This window comes from Pannonibacter sp. XCT-53, from assembly GCF_009915765.1.
Taxonomy (GTDB): Bacteria; Pseudomonadota; Alphaproteobacteria; order Rhizobiales; family Stappiaceae; genus Pannonibacter; species Pannonibacter tanglangensis.
In genome coordinates, this window is record NZ_JAABLQ010000001.1 from 1,051,897 (window position 1) to 1,073,282 (window position 21,386).

General features: G+C 66.9%; 13 protein-coding genes. 5 read left to right on the forward strand and 8 right to left on the reverse strand.

What is annotated here, in order from left to right; genetic code table 11:
* The first annotated feature begins 205 nt into the window (after nt 1-205).
* From GWI72_RS04945 to GWI72_RS04965, 5 genes are all read left to right on the forward strand, one after another.
* A complete protein-coding gene (locus tag GWI72_RS04945) occupies nt 206-721 on the forward strand; it encodes a TRAP transporter small permease subunit (RefSeq protein ID WP_161675926.1) in 516 nt (171 codons plus the stop codon).
* Nucleotides 721-2,265, forward strand: a complete 1,545-nt coding sequence (locus tag GWI72_RS04950; protein ID WP_208995773.1) for a TRAP transporter large permease — start codon at nt 721-723, stop codon at nt 2,263-2,265. The genes GWI72_RS04945 and GWI72_RS04950 overlap by 1 nt, the downstream gene beginning before the upstream one ends.
* Before the next feature lies 1 nt (nt 2,266).
* A complete protein-coding gene (locus GWI72_RS04955; RefSeq protein WP_161708008.1) occupies nt 2,267-2,923 on the forward strand; it encodes a HutD/Ves family protein in 657 nt (218 codons plus the stop codon).
* A 395-nt stretch (nt 2,924-3,318) separates the two neighbouring features.
* The gene (locus GWI72_RS04960; RefSeq protein WP_161675929.1) at nt 3,319-5,022 is read left to right on the forward strand and encodes a type I secretion system permease/ATPase; all 1,704 of its coding nucleotides are present in this window, start codon (nt 3,319-3,321) and stop codon (nt 5,020-5,022) included.
* 115 nt (nt 5,023-5,137) lie between these two features.
* On the forward strand, nt 5,138-6,460 hold the full coding sequence (locus GWI72_RS04965) for an HlyD family type I secretion periplasmic adaptor subunit (RefSeq protein WP_161708009.1): 1,323 nt from the start codon (nt 5,138-5,140) through the stop codon (nt 6,458-6,460).
* An 864-nt stretch (nt 6,461-7,324) separates the two neighbouring features.
* On the opposite strand, the gene GWI72_RS04970 is transcribed toward GWI72_RS04965, so the two are convergent.
* The 8 genes from GWI72_RS04970 to GWI72_RS05005 all read right to left on the reverse strand — a co-directional run bounded on the left by GWI72_RS04970 (nt 7,325) and on the right by GWI72_RS05005 (nt 20,683).
* A complete protein-coding gene (locus GWI72_RS04970; protein WP_161675931.1) occupies nt 7,325-8,659 on the reverse strand; it encodes a glycosyltransferase family 4 protein in 1,335 nt (444 codons plus the stop codon).
* Nucleotide 8,660: 1 nt separating this feature from the next.
* A complete protein-coding gene (locus GWI72_RS04975; protein ID WP_161675932.1) occupies nt 8,661-9,662 on the reverse strand; it encodes a GDP-mannose 4,6-dehydratase in 1,002 nt (333 codons plus the stop codon).
* A gap of 785 nt (nt 9,663-10,447) precedes the next feature.
* Nucleotides 10,448-10,969 carry a hypothetical protein gene (locus tag GWI72_RS04980; protein WP_161708010.1) on the reverse strand — a complete coding sequence of 174 codons (522 nt, stop codon included), beginning with the start codon at nt 10,967-10,969 and terminating at the stop codon, nt 10,448-10,450.
* A gap of 45 nt (nt 10,970-11,014) precedes the next feature.
* Nucleotides 11,015-11,818: a SapC family protein gene (locus tag GWI72_RS04985; RefSeq protein WP_161708011.1), complete on the reverse strand. Its 804-nt coding sequence runs from the start codon at nt 11,816-11,818 to the stop codon at nt 11,015-11,017.
* 103 nt (nt 11,819-11,921) lie between these two features.
* Complete coding sequence (locus tag GWI72_RS04990) at nt 11,922-14,561, reverse strand: DUF4214 domain-containing protein (RefSeq protein ID WP_161708012.1); 2,640 nt, start codon at nt 14,559-14,561, stop codon at nt 11,922-11,924.
* A 205-nt stretch (nt 14,562-14,766) separates the two neighbouring features.
* A complete protein-coding gene (locus GWI72_RS04995) occupies nt 14,767-17,406 on the reverse strand; it encodes a DUF4214 domain-containing protein (RefSeq protein ID WP_161708013.1) in 2,640 nt (879 codons plus the stop codon).
* Nucleotides 17,407-17,936: 530 nt separating this feature from the next.
* On the reverse strand, nt 17,937-18,902 hold the full coding sequence (locus tag GWI72_RS05000; RefSeq protein ID WP_161708014.1) for a DUF4214 domain-containing protein: 966 nt from the start codon (nt 18,900-18,902) through the stop codon (nt 17,937-17,939).
* Nucleotides 18,903-19,132: 230 nt separating this feature from the next.
* Nucleotides 19,133-20,683, reverse strand: a complete 1,551-nt coding sequence (locus GWI72_RS05005; RefSeq protein WP_161708015.1) for a class I SAM-dependent methyltransferase — start codon at nt 20,681-20,683, stop codon at nt 19,133-19,135.
* Between the last annotated feature and the right edge of the window lie 703 nt (nt 20,684-21,386).

Consider the following 21,386-nt stretch of genomic DNA (forward strand, 5'->3'; position numbering starts at 1 on the left):
TGACCACTGCAAGAGAGCCTTGAGGCGCTGCTCCCCCCTCTGCCCCCTCAAGGGGGAGAGGGGCGCTGCAGCGAGGGGGCTGGGCCTTGCTTCTGCTTGAGCCCGGTACACGGCTGCCAAGGCAGGAGGACTGGATCCCCGCCTGCGCGGGGATGACGGGGACCCAGGGTCCGGACAAGAGAAGACCGCAACAGGGGGCGGGGGAATGGAACAACTTGCGAATGCGCTCGACCGGGTGAGCCGGGCAGTGGGCGCGGTGACGATCTGGTTTGCGCTGGCGATGGTGCTCCTGCAGTTCGTGATCGTGCTGCTGCGCTATGTCTTCGGCTATTCGTCGATCTTCCTGAACGAGGGTGTCCTCTACCTGCATGCCAGCGTGTTCATGCTGGGGGCCGGCTACACGCTGATGGTCAACGGCCATGTGCGCGTCGACATCTACTACGCCAAGGTCTCGCAGCGTCGGCAGGCGATGATCGACCTGTTTGGCCATGTGGTGCTGCTCGGCGGCTCGCTGGTGATGCTGCTGATCTATTCCTGGCCGACGGTGGCCCGCTCCTGGGCCATCCTGGAAGGCCCGATCTCGGTCGGCGGCATTCCCGCCTCGTTCCTCCTGAAGAGCCTCATTCCCGTCTTTTGCGTGCTGGTGCTGCTGCAGGGCCTGTCGGCCCTGCTCAGGGACTGCCTGCGCTTCTCGGGCCGCACCAGCGAAGGGGCAAAGTGATGCCGCTTGATATCCTGATGTTTGCCGCGCTGATCGGGTTCATCCTGCTCGGCTATCCGGTTGCCTTCACCATTTCCGGCGTCGCGACGCTGTTTGCCCTCATCGGCTATTTCACCGGTGACTTCTCGCTCGGCCTGATGGGCGCGCTGGGGCAGCGCTTCTTTGCCGTTCTGACCAATCCGGTGCTGACCGCCATTCCGCTGTTCGTGCTGATGGGCGTGATCCTGGAAAAGAGCCGGATCGCGGAAGACCTCCTGGAGACCATGGGCCGGCTGTTCGGCACCATGCGCGGGGGGCTCGGCGTGTCGGTGGTGCTGGTCGGCGCGCTGCTGGCCGCCTCGACCGGCATTGTCGGGGCGACGGTGGTGGCGATGGGCATGATCGCGCTGCCGGCGATGCTGCGCAACGGCTACAACCCGCGGCTCTCCTCGGGCCTCATCTGTGCCTCCGGCACGCTTGGGCAGATCATCCCGCCCTCGACGCTGCTGATCATCCTCGCCGACGTGATGTCCTCGGCCTTCCAGCAGGCGCAGTACAAGCAGGGCAAGTTCTCGATCGAGACGATCTCGGTCGGCCAGACCTTCGCAGCCGCGCTCGTTCCCGGCCTGCTCCTGGTGGTGCTCTATGTGGTCTACGTGCTCGTCCGGGCCTGGCTGGTGCCGTCCGACGCGCCGGCCATGAAGGCCCTGGACCGGCGGCCGACCCGCGGCGAGGTGGCCGGTGCGGTGCTGCCGGCGGTCATCCTGATCATCGCGGTGCTGGGGGCCGTGCTCTTCGGCATCGCCTCGCCCAACGAGGCGGCCGCCGTCGGCTCCATCGGTGCCATCCTGCTGGCCGGCTACAAGCAGGGGTGCTCGAAGCGCCTGATCCTGACGGGCGCGGCGGCGCTGTTCGCGCTGGCGATTGCCGCCGGCGCCTATCCGGTCCGCCTGCAACGCTCCGATGCGGGACTGCTGGAATATGCGGTGGCGGCGGTCTACAGCGGTCTGGCGCTGGTCGGCTGTGCGGCGGTGATCCTGTCGCTCAGGCAGACCATGAAGACGCGGACGCTGATCCCGGCGCTCACCCAGACGATGGTCGTCACCTCGATGATCTTCGCCACGATCCTGATGGCCTCCTTCTTCTCGCTGGTCTTCGTCGGCCTGGGCGGGGAGCACCGCGTCGCGCAGATCCTGGAAGCGATGCCGGGCGGGGCGACGGGGGCGCTGATCTTCGCCATGGCCTTCATCTTCATTCTCGGGTTCTTCCTCGACTTCGTCGAGATCGCGGTGATCCTGCTGCCGCTCCTGATCCCGCCGCTGATCATGATGGGCCATGACCCGGTGTGGCTGGCGGTGCTCATTGCGGTGAACCTGCAGAGCTCGTTCCTGACCCCGCCCTTCGGCTTCTCCCTGTTCTACCTGCGCGGGGCCGCGCCCAGGGAGGTGACGACGGGCATGATCTATCAGGGGGTGGTGCCTTTCATCCTCCTGCAGATCCTGGCCATGGCGCTGATCTGGGCCATGCCGGCCATCGGCACGGCGCTGCCGAAGCTGATGTTCTGAGATGGGCGGCGGCAAGCACAGTCCTGACGGCCTCAGCCTGCTGCGCTGGGGCGAGGGGCGGGCCATGCCCTGGAAGAACGGCGGCGGGATCACGCACGAGATCGCGGTCCGGCCGCCGGACGCCGGGTTTGAGACCTTCGACTGGCGCCTGTCCATGGCGGAGGTGGCCAGCGACGGGCCATTCTCGGCCTTCCCCGGCATTGATCGCACCCTTGCCCTGATGACCGGAGCGGGCATCCGCCTCTGCCTTGCCGACGGTGGCGAGATCCGCGTCGACGCGCCTGGCGCGCCGGCGCGCTTCGACGGGGAGATGGCCTGCGAGGGCCGGCTGATCGACGGCCCGATCCTCGATCTCAATGTCATGACGCGGCGCGCGCGGATGACCCACCGTCTGAGCCTCGTGACGCTGGATCCGGCCGGGCCGGCGCTGACACTGCCCGCCGGAGAGGCGGCGGCGGACGGCGAGGAGGGCAGTCCGGCCGCCACTGCGCTGATCTGCCACAGCGGTGTGGCCATGGTCGGGACGGGGGCGGAGCAGCTGGACCTGCGGCCGCGCGACGTGCTGATCCGCGAGACGGGAGCCGGCCCCCACCTGCGACTTGAGGCGGGCTGCGGCCTTCCGGCGGTCGTCTATCGCGTCGAGATCCTGCGGCGCTGACTGAGGCAGGCGGGCGGCACCGCCGCCCCCAAGGCCTGCCCCCCAGTCTGGCAGGTGTCCCCGGAAAGGCGGGCGGACGTCCGCTTGCGCGTCTTTGATGCCGGTCTGCCGCAGGGACAGGACGGATTCCACCCCGGAAATTCCGGCCCGCGGCCGGTCCGGCTTTTGCGCTTTCGCCAAGCCCGGTGTATACGGAGAGATCGGGATTGCAACTCGCCGCGGGTTTGTTGTCCTGCGGACACAAAACTGTCTCAACTCGCCGCTAATGCCCGGATCAAGGACACGATCCGGCTTGCGCTGCCGCTGCCTCCTGCGGCGCTGCAACGGCGGCCAGTCCTGGGACCCGCCCGTCCCGCCGGTCCGGCTTCGGGCGCATGAAGGGAAGATTGATCAGAATGAAGAAGCGGACGCCTCTTGGCATGGCCCTGGCGAAGTTCCGGACAGTCCTCGGAACGACTTTCGTTTTCAGTTTCTTCATCAACCTGCTGATGTTCGTCGGCCCGCTCTACATGCTGCAGGTCTATGACCGCGTGCTGATGAGCCGCAACGAGACCACGCTCCTGATGCTGACGCTGATCGCCTGCGGCATGCTGGTGGTCTACGGCATCCTTGAATATGTGCGCTCGCGCATGCTGGTCCGCGCCGGCATGCAGTTCGACGAGATGCTGGCGAGCCCGCTGTTCAACCGCGTGCTGAAGGGCACGCTGGCCAACCCGAGCCAGAACACCCAGTACGCGCTCGGCGACATCGACAAGCTGCGCGAGTTCCTGACCGGCAACGGCCTGCTTGCGCTGCTCGACGCGCCCTGGGTTCCGATCTTCCTGGTCGTCTGTTTCATCTTCGATCCGCTGCTCGGCTATGTGGCCCTGGGTGGCGCGGTGGCGATCTTCGTCCTGGCGCTGGCCAACGAAATCCTGACCCACAACGCGCTGCGCGACGCGGGCATTGCCTCCCAGACGGCGACGCATTTCGCCAACAGCTCGCTGCAGAACGCCGAAGTCATCCGGGCGCTCGGCATGGAAACCGCGCTGCGCGACCGCTGGAACGACCGTCACCGCGACATGATGGTGCTGCAGGCCAAGGCGAGCGACCGGGCCGGCGTCGTGATGACCGCCTCCAAGTTCGTGCGCATGGCGCTGCAGGTCTTCATCCTCGGCGCCGGTGCCTATTTGGTGCTCGAGGGCAAGGTGTCGCCGGGCATCATGATCGCCGCGTCGATCATGATGGGCCGCGCCCTGCAGCCGGTGGAAATGGCTGTCGGTCACTGGAAGCAGGTGGTGGCCGCCCGCACCGCCTATGCCCGCCTGACCCGCCTGTTCGACCAGTTCCCGGAGGAAGCCGACAAGACCGACCTGCCGCAGCCGGCCGGCGCGCTGGCCGTCGAAGGCCTCGTCTCGGTGATCCCGGGCACCCGCAACCAGGTGCTGACCGGCGTGTCCTTCGCGCTGGAGCCGGGCGAGATCCTGGCCGTGATCGGCCCCTCGGGCGCCGGCAAGTCGAGCCTGGTGCGCCATCTGGTTGGCGTCTGGTCGCCGCTGGCCGGTGCCGTGCGCATCGACGGGGCGGAGCTGCAGCACTGGGATCCCGAGAAGCTGTCCGACCACATCGGCTACCTGCCGCAGGACGTGGAGCTGTTCTCCGGCTCGATCGCCGAGAACATCGCCCGCTTCAAGACCGGCATGGACGACGAGGTCGTCGCCGCCGCCCGGATGGCCGGCGTGCATGACATGATCCTGAACCTCAAGGATGGCTACGACACCCAGATCGGTGACGGCGGACGGCACCTGTCGGGCGGCCAGCGTCAGCGCATCGGCCTGGCCCGCGCGCTGTTCGGCCAGCCCAAGCTGGTCGTGCTCGACGAACCGAACTCCAACCTCGACACCGACGGCGAGGAAGCGCTGATGCAGGCGATCCGGGCGATGAAGGAGCGGTCCTCGACCGTGATCTTCGTCAGCCACAAGGCCAACCTGCTGGCGTTGTCGGAAAAGGTGCTGGTGCTGAACAACGGCAAGGTCCAGGCCTTCGGGCCGACGGCCCAGCTGATGGGCCCCGGTGTGAAGCCCAAGGTGGTGGACCCGCGCGCCCAGGGCGCGGCCTGATCCGCGACCGCCGTCCGACCCGGTCCGGGCGGCTGCGGCCGCCCGCCCGCATGATCCCCGTCACCATCCCCTGCCTCGAGCCGGACCGGCCTGCAGGGGAAGGATTGGAACACCCATGACGAACGACAACATGGCAAACGACAAGATCGACAAGAAGTTCAGCACCCGGCCCTTCGTGATCGCCGGCTACGTCACCATCCTGATGTCCTTCGGGGTGCTGGGCGGCTGGGCGATGACCGCGCCGCTCGACAGCGCCGTGATCGCGCATGGCGTGCTGTCGGTGGAAAGCTCGCGCAGGGTCGTGCAGCACCTGGAAGGCGGCATCGTCAAGGAGATCCTGGTCAAGGATGCCGACCGGGTGAAGAAGGATCAGGTTCTGATCCGCCTCAGCCCTGTCCAGGCCCAGGCCAACGTGTCGATGATCAGCACCCGGCTCGAGATCGCGCGTGCCGAGGAGGCCCGCCTGCTGGCGGAGCGTGCCAACGCGAAGGAAGTGACCTTCCCGGAAGACCTGATGCAGTCCGACGATCCGCGCGTGAAGTTTGCCCTGCAGGGCCAGCGCAACCTGTTCTCCGACCGTGTGTCGGTGCGGGACAGCCAGATCAAGATCCTGGAATCGAAGATCGAGCAGCTGCGCCAGCAGGCCTCCGGTCTGGAACTGCAGCGCGACTCGGCGCTGACCGAGGTGAAGCTGATCGAGGACGAGGTGTCGCGCCTCAGGGACGGCGAGGGCAAGGGCGTGGTTTCGGCCAACCGTCTCTCCGCCTTCCAGCGCGAGGCAGCGCAGCTCGAGGGCGGCTATGGCCGGCTCATCACCGACATTGCCCGTGTCAACGAGGGCGTCGGCGAGACCGAACTGGAGATCGTGCGCATCCGCCAGAGCTTCTCGGAGCGCGCGGCCACGGAACTGAAGGAAGTGCGCACCCAGATCGCGGATCTGGAGGAGCGCATGGTCGTGGCCTCGGACATCCTTGACCGCACCGAGATCCGGTCCGAAGTGGACGGTGTGGTGCAGAACCTCTCGATCCACACCGTTGGCGGCGTGATCCGCCCGGGCGATGCGGTCATGGAAATCGTGCCGCTCGGCGACCGTATCGTCATCAATGCGCAGGTCCGCCCGATCGACATCGATGTCGTTCATGCCGGTCTCAACGCCGAGGTGAAGCTGTCGGCCTTCGCCAACCGCTATCTGCCGACCCTGTTCGGCGAGGTGGAATATGTCTCGCCGGACGTGATCGAGCGGCGCGGTACCAACATGGAGCCCTATTATCTGGCGCGTGTCGTGGTGCCGGAGTCCTCGATCCCGGCGGAGATGATCGACAAGCTGGCGCCCGGCATGCCGGCGGAAGTGGTGGTGCCGACCGGAGAGCGCACCATGGCGGAGTATCTGATCTCGCCGCTGCGCGACGCGGTGCGCAACAGCATGCGGGAAGAATAAGCCCCGCAATCGGGACACATGCAAAAGGCCCGGACCACTGGTCCGGGCCTTTTCACTGCTGACGAATGTAATCACAGTCATCCCGGCCCAGCCGAGCGTGAGCGAAGCGCCGAGCCGGGGCCTGTCCCGGGCCTGACCCGGGATCCAGATATCAGCCGCGCGAAGCGCGACACACCTGTCTGCCACAGGTTTTGTCGAGATGACTTGGTTTTGGGCTCGCTGGCGCTCACACAGACGCGCTGGCTCCCGGATCTAGTCCGGGACAGGCCCCGGATCTGCGGTTCGCTGGACGCTCACCTTGTCCGGAATGACGGCAAACCTACTCACGGTCATCCCGGCCCAGCTGAGCGTCAGCGAAGCGCCGAGCCGGGATCCAGATATCAGCCGCGCGAAGCGCGACAAACGTGTCCGCCACAGGTTTTGTCGAGATGACTTGATTTTGGGCTCGCTGGCGCTCGCACAGACATGCTGGATTCCGGATCTGCGGTTCGCTGAACGCTCACCTTGTCCGGAATGACGGCAAACTGAGGAACCCTCAGTTGTCATCGCGGACGAGAGCGAAGCGGAGATCCGGGACCGGAGAGCCAAGGTCTTTCCGGGGGTAACACTTGAAGAATAGAGGCCTCGACTCTCCGGTACCGGCTCGGCGCTGCGCTTGGCCGGGATGACGACGCAGAGGTCGAGTCTTGTCAGCAGTCTGAGGCCCGGACCATTGGTCCGGGCCTTTTTTCTTTCGCTCTGGCCCGGCGCGCCGCGCCTGCTTGTCGCAAGGCGCCGAGATGCTGACGCATCCCGCCTTGAACCTGCTCGGTCGCCGCACGGGCTGACCAGCTCGCGGTGAGCCACGCACACCGGGAGTTGGTCTTACAGGACCTTGCGGTAGAGGCTCGAAAGCCGCTCCCGGTACGCATCGGCAGAGAATTTCCGTGCCTGGGCCAGGCCACGCTGGCGCAGCTCACGGCGCAGGTCGTCGTCGGCATCGAGCCGGCGCAGCCCGTCGCGGATGCTCTCCACACTGATCGGATCGACGGTGACGGCCGCATCGCCGGCAACCTCGAGCAGCGAGGACGTGTTGGAGGTGAGCACCGGCGTGCCGAGCGCCATGGCCTCCAGAACGGGCAGGCCGAAGCCCTCGTAGACCGAGGGGAAGGTGACCGCACGGGCGCCCTTGATCAGGCTGACGAGAAATTCATACGGCAGGTAACCGACCTGGGCGATCCCGGACCCGTCCGGCCGGCGCGGATTGTCGGCAATCAGCTGCAGCTCGACCTTGTTGAGCCAGCCGCCCGACGAGACGATGACCAGCGGCCGGCGCACGCGCGAGCTCAGATAGGCCTCGATCAGGCGGCGGACGTTCTTCTTGGGCTCGATGGCCCCGAAGAACAGGAAATAGCCGTCGGGCTCGAGGTTGAAGATGCCGCTCACCTCGTCTTCCACATGCGCGCGGGGCTTGTCGATGGCGCTCTGCGGCAGGTCGATGGCCTGATAGGTGTTGGTGACCCGGTCTTCGCTCACGCCCAGAACCTTGATGATGTCCTGGCGCGAATGCTCCGACACGGTGACGATGTGATCGGCCGACCGCCCGATCTCCTTCAGCAGCGCGTAGGAGTTCTTGCGGTTCTCGAGCGTGGCATAGGGCATGATCAGGGGCACCAGATCATGCAGGGTGTAGAGATTGGCGGCCCCCTTGACCCGGACCGGCAGCTGGAAGGTGAAATGGGCGATGTCCGGCGCCCGGCCGGCGCCGGAGCGGGTGTCGAAGCGGATCGGATAGAGCTTGCGGTGGGCGGAGAAGTAGCGGCCGCCGAGCGAATAGAGATTGCGGGCGATGTAGCGCTGGTCGGTGTGCATCAGCCGGGCGCGGATCGGCTCCTCCAGCAGGAAGCTCGTCTCCGGCAGCTTGATCGCCTGCGCCGTCGTCCAGGGATTGCCCCAGGCCTCGATCATGTTGCGGACATGGTCGAGCTTGGTCAGCCGCTTTTCCTTGTCCTCGAACAGGATCGCGGTGGCCAGCTCGAGGTTCCTGGGGATCTCGCTGCCCTGGTAGTCGTAGATCAGCTCCGGTCGCAGGCCGAGCTGTCCGGCGGTGCGGAACAGGGCGCGGGCATAGGTGGCCACGCCCGTGCCCTTGGGCAGCATGATGTTGTAGGTGTCGAACAGGATCCGGCCGCTGAGGCCGGTCTGCGGAGCCATGTCCATGTCAGTGTCCTGGCTGGCCGGCGATCTGGCGGCGCTGGTCCTCCAGCACGCCGGCAAGGAGTTGGTCGAGCGAGCGGCCGGGACGCCAGCCGGTTTCGCCGATGAGGCGGCCCGGGTCGATGTCGACGCGGGGAATGTCGGAGGGCCTGAGGCGCGCGGGATCCTGTCGGACCTCGATCGGGCAGGCAGCCAGCGCCAGCAGGCGCTGCAGCAGCGCGCGGATCGGGACGGGCGTCCCGCTGGCGACGTTGTAGACCTGATGGGCGAGGGAGGTCGAGCGGGTGAGCAGGGTCAGCTCGGCGTCGATCACGTCGTCCACATGCAGGAAGTCGCGCTCGGCGTCGAGATTGCCGACCAGAAGCACCGGCGGCTCGAGCCCCGCCTCGATGCGGGCGATCTGCCGCGCAAAGGAGGGCAGCACGAACTGCGCCGACTGGCCGGCGCCGCTGTGGTTGGTCAGGCGCGCGATGATCAGCGGCAGGCGGCCGGCCAGCGTGTCCTGCAGGAAATCCTCGGCCGCCCGCTTGGACCGGGCATAGGGGTTCTGCGGTGCGGTGGCGGCGGTCTCGTCAAGCCGGCCGGCGCGGAAGGCGAGGCCATAGACCTCGACCGTGCTGGCAAACAGCAGCGTGGCCGCAGGCGCATGGCGCAGCAGGGCACCGGCCAGGGCCGCCGTGCCGTCGAAATTCACCGACCAGGTGCGGCGTCCGCCGTCGGCAAAGGAGGCGCCGACCGAGGACTGGGCGGCCAGATGGATGACATGGTCCGGCCGGACCGCAGCGATGAGCGCGTCGATCGCCCCGGCGTCGGTCAGGTCGCAGGACAGCGCCCGGAACCCTTGCGGCAGGGTCGGCGCGCTGTCCGGGCCCGAGGGGCCGAACACGGCCGCATGGCCAAGCTCGGGATCAACGTGCCGGGCAAGGCGCGGCAACAGGTGGCGGGCGGCAAAGCCGCCGGCTCCGGTCACAAGCACGCGGCCTTCGAGGGCTGCCTCGCTCAGCATGGTCTCCGTCTCGTTCCAAAGGGCCGGCCGCCTGGTCGTGGCCGGCCGGCGGCTTCCCGCGCCCGCATCCGCCCGCGCGTGAACGGGGGGCAACGGCCGGCGATGCAGGACGGGCGGATGCCCGTGGCTTGCTTATAGTCGCCGCCGCCGGGGCTGTCATCCTGCGGGTTGGGACCGCCCCCGGTTCCGGGCAGCGCGCCGCCCGCCCGGTGCCGGCCGCCTGGTGCTGGCTGGCGGGAGACGAGGTGGGGGGGGGACGAGGGGGCGGGAAGAGGGGGGCGACGGCAATCCGCAGGGATTGCCTAGGGGCAAGATCCACAGGTTATCCCCTGAGGCCGGGCCGGTTTTCCCCCGTCGTGACCGGAGGCCTTGCCCCGGCTGTCCCCAGTCTATCCCCAGTCTGTCCCCAGCCTATCTCAGGCCTTTTCCCTGCCTGACCCCTGGAAACCCGGTGGGAAAGCCGGGCCAATGCCTGGCCGGACCCGGTGGATATGCCCGTCCTGCCCCTTGAAGACCTTGCGGCAAGTGCCGGGCAGGGCAGGGGAACGGGCCGCGCCAGGGCTTGGCTGGCTGAGGGGGGCAGCCGGAGCGCGCGGGTTGTCCACAGGCCGGAGCCTCGGCGTGGCCCGATCCCGGCTTTCCGCGGGCCCGACGGCGCAGGGCCTCGCAGGGCTGCCGCCGCGCGCGATCCGGCAGATGTCCACAGGCTGTCAACAGGGTCGTGCCGGGGTTGTGCAAAGGGTGTGCAAGGTTGTCCCGGGCGGTTTCCCGCACGTGTCCCGGGCTCAGTGCAGGCGGGCTGCGGGCCGTGGGGCGGGCGGCCGGGCGGCCTCGCGCAGCCAGTCGGGCCAGATGGTCATCGGCCAGCCGGCCGTCTGGCACGCGGCCATGACGATGGCAAGCCATTGCCGCAGTTCGGTCGCGAGGAACGGCACCTGCACCTTGCGCGCCTCGGCCGTCTCCTGCTCCTTGAACACCAGCCGCATGGCATCCTCGGCCGTGACGATGTCGATGCTGCGGGTGAGGAAGGCATCGGCAGCCGGGGTCGGTGCCACGGGCGGCTGCGCCTCGTGGGTGGCAACCGCCGCCTCCTGGGCCATGGACTGGCGCAGGTCGGCCAGCGGCTGACCGCTGGTCTGGCCCTCCAGCCAGGCAATGAGGCGGGGAACCAGCACGCCGAGCATGCGTGCGGTCAGCCAGACGGTGACGCGGTCGCCGCCTGCCGTCTCGCCGCGCAGGCACAGTCGGTCTTCCTCGACCACGTATTCGGTGGTGAGGCGCGTGAGGGCAAGGGCGTCAGCGGCCATGTCCGGGTCTCCCGCAGGTCAGCGCCTGTGACGGCGCAGCTCGCCTCAGATGCCGAAACGGCTCCAGTCGATCGTGTCGTTGTCGGTCGTCGGCATCTCGATCAGCGGCTTCACCGTCGCCGCGATCCGCGCCTCGGCCTCGGCATGGGCGTCGGCAAGCTGGCCGAGGGACACCAGATGCTGCATGGACACCATCTGAAGATAGGCAATGACCAGAGAACCGGCCTGACGCAGATCCTCGAAGTCGGAGGCCGGAAGCCTGTTCAGGGCATCCTCGTCAACCCGGAACAGGCCACTCACGGCCTGGCGGCCGCGCGCCCGCGTCTCGATGGTGGTTTCCCAGGGCGCGATCACGCCCTTTGCCTGCAAGGCCGCAACGGCACGGGCGGTGCGCTGACCGCTGCGGTCGGTCTCCAGCAGGAAATCCAGCACGCGGGCCACTTCCGGGTCGGGCGCGTTGCCTTCGCCGAAGAACGACAGGGCGGCTGCCGAACTGCCGGGTTCGACGAGCTGTCCGCTGTCCTCGTCGAAACACAGGACGTGCCGGTTGTCTTCCAGGGTCGCGAGGCGGAACGGGTAGGCGCGGATCGCGGCCGGGATGTAGGGGACGACCCAGCGGCCATCGCGGGTGAGGAACAGGTTGCGGCCGGGCTCTATCCCTGTGAGCGCGTAGAGGCCAAAGCCCTCACCCTGCGGCAGGAACGCGATCGGATAGTGCAGGACAGCCCGCGACAGTTCCGCACCCACGAGCGGTATGACAGAATCAGCCGCGGCAAAGTCATAGCCCTGACGACGCACCCAGGCCCTGGCACCGTGGCGATCGCGGGAAATCACGTGATAGGTCGGCATTCCATGTCACCTTGCAGCCTGAAACTGCGGTCACTTTAGTGATTGCGGGCCTCAGGTCCACCCCAAATGCGACCGGCCTGCCACACGCCCCGGGCCCGGGGCGTCACGCCCCGAGGGTCAGGATGTTGGTCATCGAGCCGTTGATGGTGGCGGTGGAGAGGTCGTAGAGGCCCACCAGCTTGACGACGACGTCGGTGCCATTGGCGAAGGTGGTGTTGGCGCTGCGGTCCTGGACGAGATAGGTGTCGCCGCCGAACTGGAACCAGACCACCCGGTTGGCTGCCCCGTTGGTGGCCGCATCGAGCAGGTCCGCATAACCGGGTGAGCCGCCGGCCGTGATCGCCGCCGTCTGGAAGCTTGCCGCCGTCCCGGTGATGAAGCGGACGGCATCCCCGCTGCCCATGCCGGTGACCGTCGGGAAGATCGTGCCGTTCGTGTTTGCGGCCGTCATCGTCACCGTATCGTTGCCCGTGCCGACGTTGATCGTATCGGCCCCGAGACCGGGGGTGATGGTGTCGTTCCCTGCACCGGCATCAATCGTGTCGGCTTTCGAGCTGCCAATGATCGTGTCATTGCCGGCGCCGGACTCAATCGTGACCGAAGCGGTTGAGGCGGCCGCATCCAGCGTGTCGTTGCCTGCGCCTCCCTTGATTGTGGCCGCGTTCGCCAGTGCCCCGGTGGCCCAGTTGATGTTGCCGAGGGTGACACCGGAGGCATCGAAGGAGGTCAGGGCCGTACCGGCGAAGGTGAGGGCCAGACCGGCATCGCCGCTCACCGTGATCTTGCTCGCGGCCGCAGCGGAGAGGTTGGAGCTGTGCTGGATGGCGGTCGGAGAGGTGGACGTGTTGTCGGTCAGGAAGTTGATCGTCTCGACATTGGCCACACTCACCGTGTTGGTATTGCGGGCAAGCGTGTTGGCAATGCCGATGTTGAGGACATCGGCGGACCCGGAGGCCGCGTTGATGATGTTGATGGTTGTCTGGGCCGTGTTGGCGCCCTGGAACTCGACCGTGCCGCCCGTTGCCAGGCCATTCAACGTGAAGGGCTGATTGACGACAGACGTCGAAGCGACCACCTTGGTGATCGTGTTCGACCCGCCGCTGTTCAGGTTGGCAACACTGACGTCAATTCCTGCGGCAAAGCTGTCCTTGAGGAGCAGAACCTCGAAATTCTTGGTCTGGGCCGCGAAGGCCGTCGTCGCAGTCACTGTCTCGGCGGTCAAAGCGCGCAAGACGAGCGTGTCCGTGCCTTCGCCTCCGTCGACCGAGCCGCCAGTTCCGATGCCAGCGCCAGCTGCTTCATAGCTGTCATCGCCCTTGCCGAGCGTCATGGTGCGGGTCGTCGCGCTGGAAACGATCGACTCGTTCGCGTCGCTGCCAGTGAAGCCGATGTCTGACATCAGCGTCCCCGTGATCGTAAGGCCGGCGGTGTTGGTCGTGGTGATGGTTGCGTTGGTCGCAAGCGTGACGTTGGACAGACTGAGCGACTGATCGCCCGTGATCGTCAGGGACGTGGCACTGGCTGCAGTCACTCTGACGTTGCTGGAGGCGCTTCCGGTCGCAGCGAGCGTCACCGCAGTCGCCGTGCTGTCGGTGGTCGTGCCGCCGGTCATGGCGTTGACCGTCAGGTCCAGCGTCCGGGGGCCAGCGGCCGCGGTGATGGTGACCCCCTGGTTCGCGTTCGCCAGAGACAGGCTCGTCAGCGCGTCGGACTGGATCGTCGCGGTCGAGGTATAGCCAGAAAGGCTGACGGAGCTCAGCTTGTCACCGCCGGCCGTGGCGCGGTCGTTGATCGTGACCGTCGTGCCGCCCGTGACGGTGAGGGCGGTGACATTGCCGCCGGTGTCGACGGTGATCGCCGCCTTTGTGCCGGTCTGGGTGATCCTGGCCGTCTGCAGGTCGGTCCAGTTCCGCATGTCGGCCGTCACCGCGTTCTGGCTTGACTGCAGTTCGATGGTCTCGACGTTCTTGACCACGGCCGCCGTCGGCAGGGTCATCGTCCCGCTTGTGTTGACCAGTTTCAGCGTGTCATTGCCCGCGCCGCCGTCGATGCTGTCGACAGCGGTGAAGGTCTGGTTGACGCTGCCGTCGGCGATGCCGTCGATCGTGTTGTTCCGGTCATCCCCGACATAGGCGTCCGCCGCCTTGGTCAGGGTGAAGTTGGCCGGGTTTGGCGTTTGGTCCGGGGTCTTCGGCGTCTCCACCGGTGCGGGCGGCAGCGGCCGGTCGGCGACGGCCTGCTTGATCTCGGTGACGCGCGGGGCAGACGTCTTCTGGAACTCGGCCGAGTTGGAGAAGCCGATCAGGATCTGGGTCATCGGCTGGCCGGTCGCCTTCCAGGCGTCGATCTCGCCCTGGGAGGGGATGCGGCCAAGGACATTCTGGTAGAGCGACTGCAGCACCGCATCGCTCACATTGTTGTTGCCGTGACGGTTCATCCACTCGGTCGAGTTGACGAAGCCGAGCGCCACCTTGGAAAGCGCCGTCGGATCCTCGCGCAGCAGGTTGGTCCAGCCGTTGAGACCGACCGGATCGGGCGCGCGGCCGAAGGCGGCCTGGTAGATGCGGATGATCTGGTCGACGAAGGTCGTTGCCTCGGGGCTCGCGGCAATCGTGTCGCGCACCTGGACCAGCGACATCTGCCCCGTCGCCACCATGGCCGACCAGTGCATCAGCTCACCCGAAGACGGCCGGCGCTGCAGGATGTTGACGAAATACTGGGTGATCACATCGGTCGGGGTCATGGCACTTCTTATTGTTTGAAATCACGAGGGGCGAGGCAAGGGTACTATGCGCAGCCAGACACCGGATGCAAGGCCGCCACACGGTGGAAGCTGCAAGAGCCAATGTCTTCAGCAGGAGGCACACGCAAAAGATGTGACGACAACATGCGACTTTCCGTCCTTCTCATCCGGCCTTGCCGGACGCTCCGGCGACAGGGCCCTCGTGTCACGCCCCGAGTGTCAGCAGATTGGTGGTCGCGCCGTCGATGGTGGCGGTGGAGAGGTCGTAGAGGCCCACCAGCTTGACGACGGCATCGGTGCCATTGGCGAAGGTGGTGTTGTCGCTGCGATCCTGGACGAGATAGGTGTCGCCGCCGAACTGGAACCAGACCACCCGGTTGGCGAGCCCGTTGGTGGCCGCGTTCAGCAAGTCCGTGTAGCCGGCGGAGCCGCCGGCCGTGACCGCCGCCGTCTGGAAGGAGGCCACGGTTCCGGTGATGAAGCGGATCGTGTCGCCGCTGCCCATGCCGGTGATCGTCGGGAAGATCGAGCCGTCGGTGTTCGCCGCCCCGAGGCGGACCGAGTCGTTGCCTGCACCGACGTCGACCATGTCGGCACCACGGTTGACGTCGATCACGTCATTGCCGGCACCGCCGACCAGGGTGTCGCTCTGGTTGGAGCCCTGGATCGTGTCATTGCCGTTGCCACCCTCGATGGTCACCGCCTGTGTGGCCGCACTGGCGTTCAGGGAGTCATTGCCGGCGCCCCCCTTGATCGTGGCGGCGTTGGTCAGGGCGGACGTGGTCCAGATGACGTTGCCATGGGTCACGCCGGAGGCATCGAACGAGGTCACGGCCGTGCCGGAGAAAGACAGGTTCAACCCCGCGTCCCCCGTGACGGTGACCTTGGTTGCGGCCGCGGCCACAAGGCCGGTGGTGTGGGTGCGGCTGGTCGGAATAGCCGCCGTGTCGTCGGTCAGATAATTGATCGTTTCGACATTCGCCACATTCACCGTGTTGGTGTTGAGGGTCCCCGTGGCGGCAATGCCGATGTTCAGGACATCAGCAAGACCGGTTGCGGCATCGGCGACATTGACGGTCGTTTGACTGAGGTTCTGGTTCCTGAACTCCACCGTTCCACCCGATTGCAGGCCTGTGAGGGTCGCGACCGAGTTGACCGACGTCGCAAAGGTCACGGTGTTGATGGTGTTGGCGCCGCCCGAATTGAGGTTGGCGATGTTGACAGTTCGCGAGGTACTGATGTTCGGTGTCGTGAACTCGAGGACCTCGAAGTTTTTCACATTCAAGGAAAAGGTCGTTGTCGCGGCCGCGACTGCGGCTTCATTGAAGCCCATCACCAGGGTGTCGCGCCCGGCACCACCGTCGATCGAGCCGCCGGTGCCGAGTGAAGAGGTCGACAGTCTGACCCTGTCGGCACCATCGCCCATTGTCAGGGTGCTGGTGGTTGCACCTACCCCGATCGAATCCGCGCCGCTGCCCCCCGTGAAGGTCACGCCGACGCCAAACGACAGACTGAGGTTTACCCCTGCCGTGTTGGTCGAGGTGATCGTCGCGTTGCTCGCAAACCCGTTTGTCTGCATCGATATCGCCGCATTGCCTGCGAATGTCACCGAGGCGAGCGCGTTGGCGGTCAGGTTCACGTTTGACGAGGAGGAGCCGGTGCCCGTGACATTCAGGGCGGTCATCGTGGTGTCGCTGATCGTGCCGCCGGTCATGGCGTTGAGGGTGAGGTCCAGCGTCCGGGGGCCAGCGGCCGCGCTGATGGTGACGTTCCTGTTCGAGTTCGCCAGCGACAGGCTCGTCAGCGCGTCAGACTGGATCGTCGAATTTGCGGTATAGCCATCAAGGCTGACGGAGCTCAGCTTGTCACCGCCAGCCGTCGCGCGGTCGTTGATTGCCAGCGACAGGCCGCCCGTGACGGTGAGGGCGGTGACATTGCCGCTCGTCTCCACGATGATGCCTGTCTTGGTGCCGGTCTGGGTGATCCTGACCGTCTGCAGCTCGGCCCAGGTGCGGACGTCTGCCGTGACCGTGTTCTGGCTGGACTCCAGCTCCAGCGTCTCGACGTTCCTGACCACCGGCGCTGTCGTCAGGTTCATGGTGCCGGCGGTGTTGACGAGTTTCAGCGTGTCGGTGCCCGCACCGCCGTCGATGCTGTCGGCAGCGGTGAAGGTCTGGTCGGCGCTGCCGTCTGCAATGCCGTCGATCGTGTTGTTCCGGTCATCCCCGACATAGGTGTCCGCCGCCTTGGTCAGGGTGAAACTGGCCGGACCTGGTGCGGGGTCCGGGGCCTTCGGCGTCTCCACCGGAGCGGGTGGCAGCGGCCGGTCGGCGACTGCCTGCTTGATCTCGGTGACGCGCGGGGCGGACGTCTTCTGGAATTCGGCCGAGTTGGAGAAGCCGATCAGGATCTGGGTCATCTGCTGGCCGGTCGCCTTCCAGGCGTCGATCTCGGCTTGCGAGGGGATGCGGCCAAGGACATTCTGGTAGAGCGACTGCAGCACCGCGTCACTGACGCTGTTGTTGCCGTGGCGGTTCATCCACTCGGTCGAGTTGACGAAGCCGAGCGCCACCTTGGAGAGCGCCGTCGGATCCTCGCGCAGCAGGTTGGTCCAGCCGTTCAAACCGACCGGATCGGGCGCGCGGCCGAAGGCGGCCTGGTAGATGCGGATGATCTGGTCGACGAAGGTGATTGCCTCGGGGCTCGCGGCAATCGTGTCGCGCACCTGGACCAGCGACATCTGCCCCGTCGCCACCATGGCCGACCAGTGCATCAGCTCACCCGAAGACGGCCGGCGCTGCAGGATGTTGACGAAATACTGGGTGATCACATCCGTCGGCGTCATGAAAGGTCCGCTGAGCCATTAACGTTACCAAGACTGTTCAATATCGGGTGACGGGGCGGGTGCGCAAGGGTGGCAAACGTTTGAAATGCAGCGGCATTTCGCGCCCGCATGCTGCATTGGGCCAATGATGGATCCGGTCCGCGGCGGGCAGGGTGTGCCGAGGGCGATGCCTCCGGGGCCCGGAGCGTCGGCGGACGGGCGGCATTGGCCGAATTCCGGCCACAGTCCCTGGTGCCCGGCCGCGAGCGGGGCTTGCAACCGGTCCGGTGGCGCCCGCCCGCAGCCGGGCGGTGCGGATCGCGTGCGCAATCCGGGGTTGCGGATGGCCAATGCCGGTTGATGGACGCCGGCAGGCCATGTCCCCGCCATCCGCGCGCGGCTCCCCACCCTGGGATGCGCGAGAGGCCATGACCGTGCCTTCAACCCCGGGCGATGTGAGCGCCCGGACGCGGGGCAGTGGCTCCACGGGGCCCTGCCGCGCATCGCTCGCCCGGCACATCGCCGGACACGGCCGTCAGGCCCCGGCGGGATCAGGCCGGGTCCGCGATGCCGATCAGGGTCACCGGCTCGGCGGACTGATGCCAGACGGTCACCTCGCGCGACGCGGCCGCCGCCGGCTCTGTCGGATCCTGCTCGACCGCTGCAAGGATCAGGCTTTCGATGTCTACGGGCTCCACCGATGCGCCACTGGTGTCCGTTGCGATGTCTGCGGCGGGACGGACCGTCTCTGCCGAGGCGTGATCAAGACTGGGCTTCTGGTGGTCCCCTTCGCCGCTGCCCGACGCCGGAACCTTCGCGCCGCTTTCCGGGCGCAGGTCATCTGCCGCGCCGGTATCAGCCACAAGGCCAATGTCAGCGTCGACCGGATCCGATGAAAGGGCATGATCCTGCATCGGCCACTTCGTGCCATGAACGACGGTCAGCTTGGTCTTTCCGTCGAACACCGTGCTCAACTTGTCGCTGGTCACGCTCCCCGCAGCGTCCAGAAGCTTGATGACCCCACGACTTGCGTTCAGCGTGAATTCCTCGGAATTGGAGAACCCAACGAGGATCTGGCTCATCGACTGCCCGGTTGCCTTCCAGTCCATGATTTCCCTGACGGTGGCCGACCGACCAAGGACGTTGACATAAAGCGCCTGGAGCACCGTATCGCTGACACTGCTGTCGCCGTAACGGGTTTTCCATTCGAGCGAATTGACGAACCCGCCTGCAATCTTGAACAGGGCCGTCGGATCCTCCCGCAGCATCGTCGTCCAGCCCTTCATGCCGACGGTGTCCGGAACACGGCCGAAGGCAGCCTGGTAGATGCGGATGATCTGGGCACCATAGTTCATCGCCTCCGCGCTGCCGGCAAGCGCGTCACGGGCCTGGACCGCGTTCAGGATGCCGCTGTCGATCGTCATCGACCAATGGCTGAGTTCCGATCCCTTCGGCTCGCGCTGCAGGATGTTGTTGAAGTACTGCTTGATCAGCGCGGAGGTGGTCATCGTCGACATCTTTCTTCATGCAACTCAGGCGCGTCGAGGCGCCTCGATGCTCCACTAATGCGGGATCATTGCAGCTTCAAGACATTTTGCGGCAGGGCATGGCATTTTTGACAGGGGATCATGATGCGGCCGCCAGATCTTGCCTCCCGACGGGAAAAACCCCGGCGCGTTGCCGCGCCGGGGTTCTGGTGCGTGTCGGCCGGGCCATGGTCCCGAGGCTTCGGGAGGCCGGCGTCGGCTCAGATGACCTCAAGCCCGCGCAGGAGCGCCAGGGGGCCGGCGGCAAAGGCGTCTGCCTGGCGCCGCAGCTCGGCACGGTTTTCCTCGACCGTTTCGAGCGTGCGTCCGTCCGTCACCAGCTTCTGGCCCTGGGCGGACAGGATCTCGAGGGTAAAGTCGGCCCAGTCGGCCGGGGTCTTGCGGCCGGCGCGCACGGCGAGCGCGAAGAGCTGCTGGAAGCGCGGAACCGTGAGCGCACCGCCGGTGACGGGCGAGGCGAGATAGCCGATCTCGCCGGAGCCGCGCGCCTTCAGCATCAGATGGGCATTGAGGCGGTCGGTGCGCTTCTTCACCTTGGCGATGGCGCCCGGCTCCTGCGCCACGGCCGTGACATTGGCCCCGGTCAGGATGAGGGCCGCCTGCATCACCTGGCCGAAGGTGATGCCCCTGTCGCGCACATGCGCCTCGATCTCGGCGAGGCTGCGGGCCCGGTGGTCGGCGAGGTGGTCGAGGATCGGGCCGTAGATCGCCGCGGCCAGATTGGCCTCGCCGAGCGCCCCCTGCACCGTCATCTTCACCTCGCCACGCGGCACGACGAGCGCGATGCGCAGGGCCCTCAGGGCGTCCGACTGGTCCAGCGCCGAGAGACGGCGCGGGCCCTTGACCCACAGGTCGCGGCGGAACTGCTGGTTGACGCAATAGTCGCGCAGGGTCTCGCGCAGCATCGGGTCCGGCAGCTCGCCCAGAAGGGCCTGCTGCTCGGCCGTCAGGTTGATGGCCTGGATGGCATCGAGCAGATGGCAGGAGGCGGCAAAGCTCACCTTGGCAGGCGCCAGCCAGCGCGCCATGTCGGCCACATGCATCGGCTGCCAGTCACGGTTGAAATACTCATGCGCCAGATAGGCCCGGTTCTGGGTCTTCAGCCGCTCGAAGCGTTCCTTGACGCCGGGATTGGTGCGAACGTAGGCCGGGTTGGTGGCCAGCACCTTGTCGACCAGCCCGAGCGCTCCCTCGACACGGGCCGTGCTGCCGCCGGCGGGCGAGGTCATGCTGGCGCCCACTTCCGTCATCAGATGGCGCAGCGGCGCGCCGGCCGCCCAGCCGGGCAGGGTGTTGTAGCTGACATAGACGATGCCGCCGACCTTGAGCTTGCGGCGGATGAAATCGACGATCACCGCGCGGTTCTCGTCGGAGATCCAGGTCCAGATGCCATGCAGGCCGATGTAGTCGAAGTCGGGCAGGTCGGACCGGCTGCAGAACTCGGCAAAGGCCTGGTCGGTGAGATGTGCGCCGACTTCGGCAGCCCTGCACAGGCTCTGCGCATGGCCGGCCTGGGCCGGATTGAAGTCGGTGCCGCACCAATGCGCCTCGCTGGCGGCCGCGTGAACCGCGACACTGACGCCCTGGCCGAAGCCCAGCTCGCAGGCGGTCGCGATCTCCGGTGCGGCGAGGCCGGCATTGAGGAGCGCCAGCCGCGCCCGGAGCGGGTTCAGCTCGGTGTAATAGCCGTGGGTATAGTTGATGTCGGCGACATAGCCCGCCGTCCAATCCGCATTGCCGCTCAAGGACATGTGAAAACTCTCTCCTGAAGTTCGGGCGCCATCCAATCAGGGATCACGATGTGACGCAAGGGTGGGGTGGGGGACGTTACCGCCTCTTGCCCTCTCCGAGGAGAGGACTTTGAGGCCGGTGCTGCCTGACGGCATGCGGAGGCTGCGCCGCGCACTCGGTCGTCGTCCCCGCGCAGGCGGGGATCCAGTCAACCCGGTGCTTACCTTTGTCTTCGCCGCCGCCGGGGATACTGGATCCCGGTCTTGCCGCTGTGCGGCAAACCGGGATGACAGCCGGGGATGAGGGGGAGATGTCTGCGTCAGCAGACAGCGGGGGGTGTGCAGCATTTGCAAGTTCCTCTGCGCTTGCGGGTCTGCCGCTACCCCCCTCTGCCCCCTACCGGGGGCATCTCCCCCTCAAGGGGGGAGAGGAAATGAAGGCTGAGGCCCCTTGGCGCGGCGCCGAGCTTGCGGGTCTGCCGCACCCCCGCTCTGCCCCCTGGCACGTGAGCGATGGGGGCATCTCCCCCGGCTTTCCCTGTGCATTGGGGGGGAGAGGACGCGAGGCCGTGACACCACCGCGCGGCGCCGGGGCGGACGCGGACGGGCCTTGCGGTGCGGGCGGGCCTTGCGGTGCGGGCGGTCCGGACAAACGAGAAAACCCCCGGCGCGTGAACGCCGGGGGTTCTTGTCTCGTTTCGCTCGAGCCCCACCGTGAGGAGGG

Excerpts from the sequence above, each read along its gene's own strand:
- GWI72_RS04995 (WP_161708013.1), bottom strand. The coding sequence starts at position 17,406 with ATGACGCCGACGGATGTGATCACCCAGTATTTCGTCAACATCCTGCAG.
- GWI72_RS04950 (WP_208995773.1), top strand. The coding sequence starts at position 721 with ATGCCGCTTGATATCCTGATGTTTGCCGCGCTGATCGGGTTCATCCTG.
- GWI72_RS04960 (WP_161675929.1), top strand. The coding sequence starts at position 3,319 with ATGAAGAAGCGGACGCCTCTTGGCATGGCCCTGGCGAAGTTCCGGACA.
- GWI72_RS04970 (WP_161675931.1), bottom strand. The coding sequence starts at position 8,659 with ATGGACATGGCTCCGCAGACCGGCCTCAGCGGCCGGATCCTGTTCGAC.
- GWI72_RS05000 (WP_161708014.1), bottom strand. The coding sequence starts at position 18,902 with ATGTCGACGATGACCACCTCCGCGCTGATCAAGCAGTACTTCAACAAC.
- GWI72_RS04945 (WP_161675926.1), top strand. The coding sequence starts at position 206 with ATGGAACAACTTGCGAATGCGCTCGACCGGGTGAGCCGGGCAGTGGGC.
- GWI72_RS05005 (WP_161708015.1), bottom strand. The coding sequence starts at position 20,683 with ATGTCCTTGAGCGGCAATGCGGATTGGACGGCGGGCTATGTCGCCGAC.
- GWI72_RS04975 (WP_161675932.1), bottom strand. The coding sequence starts at position 9,662 with ATGCTGAGCGAGGCAGCCCTCGAAGGCCGCGTGCTTGTGACCGGAGCC.
- GWI72_RS04985 (WP_161708011.1), bottom strand. The coding sequence starts at position 11,818 with ATGCCGACCTATCACGTGATTTCCCGCGATCGCCACGGTGCCAGGGCC.
- GWI72_RS04990 (WP_161708012.1), bottom strand. The coding sequence starts at position 14,561 with ATGACCCCGACCGATGTGATCACCCAGTATTTCGTCAACATCCTGCAG.
- GWI72_RS04965 (WP_161708009.1), top strand. The coding sequence starts at position 5,138 with ATGACGAACGACAACATGGCAAACGACAAGATCGACAAGAAGTTCAGC.
- GWI72_RS04980 (WP_161708010.1), bottom strand. The coding sequence starts at position 10,969 with ATGGCCGCTGACGCCCTTGCCCTCACGCGCCTCACCACCGAATACGTG.
- GWI72_RS04955 (WP_161708008.1), top strand. The coding sequence starts at position 2,267 with ATGGGCGGCGGCAAGCACAGTCCTGACGGCCTCAGCCTGCTGCGCTGG.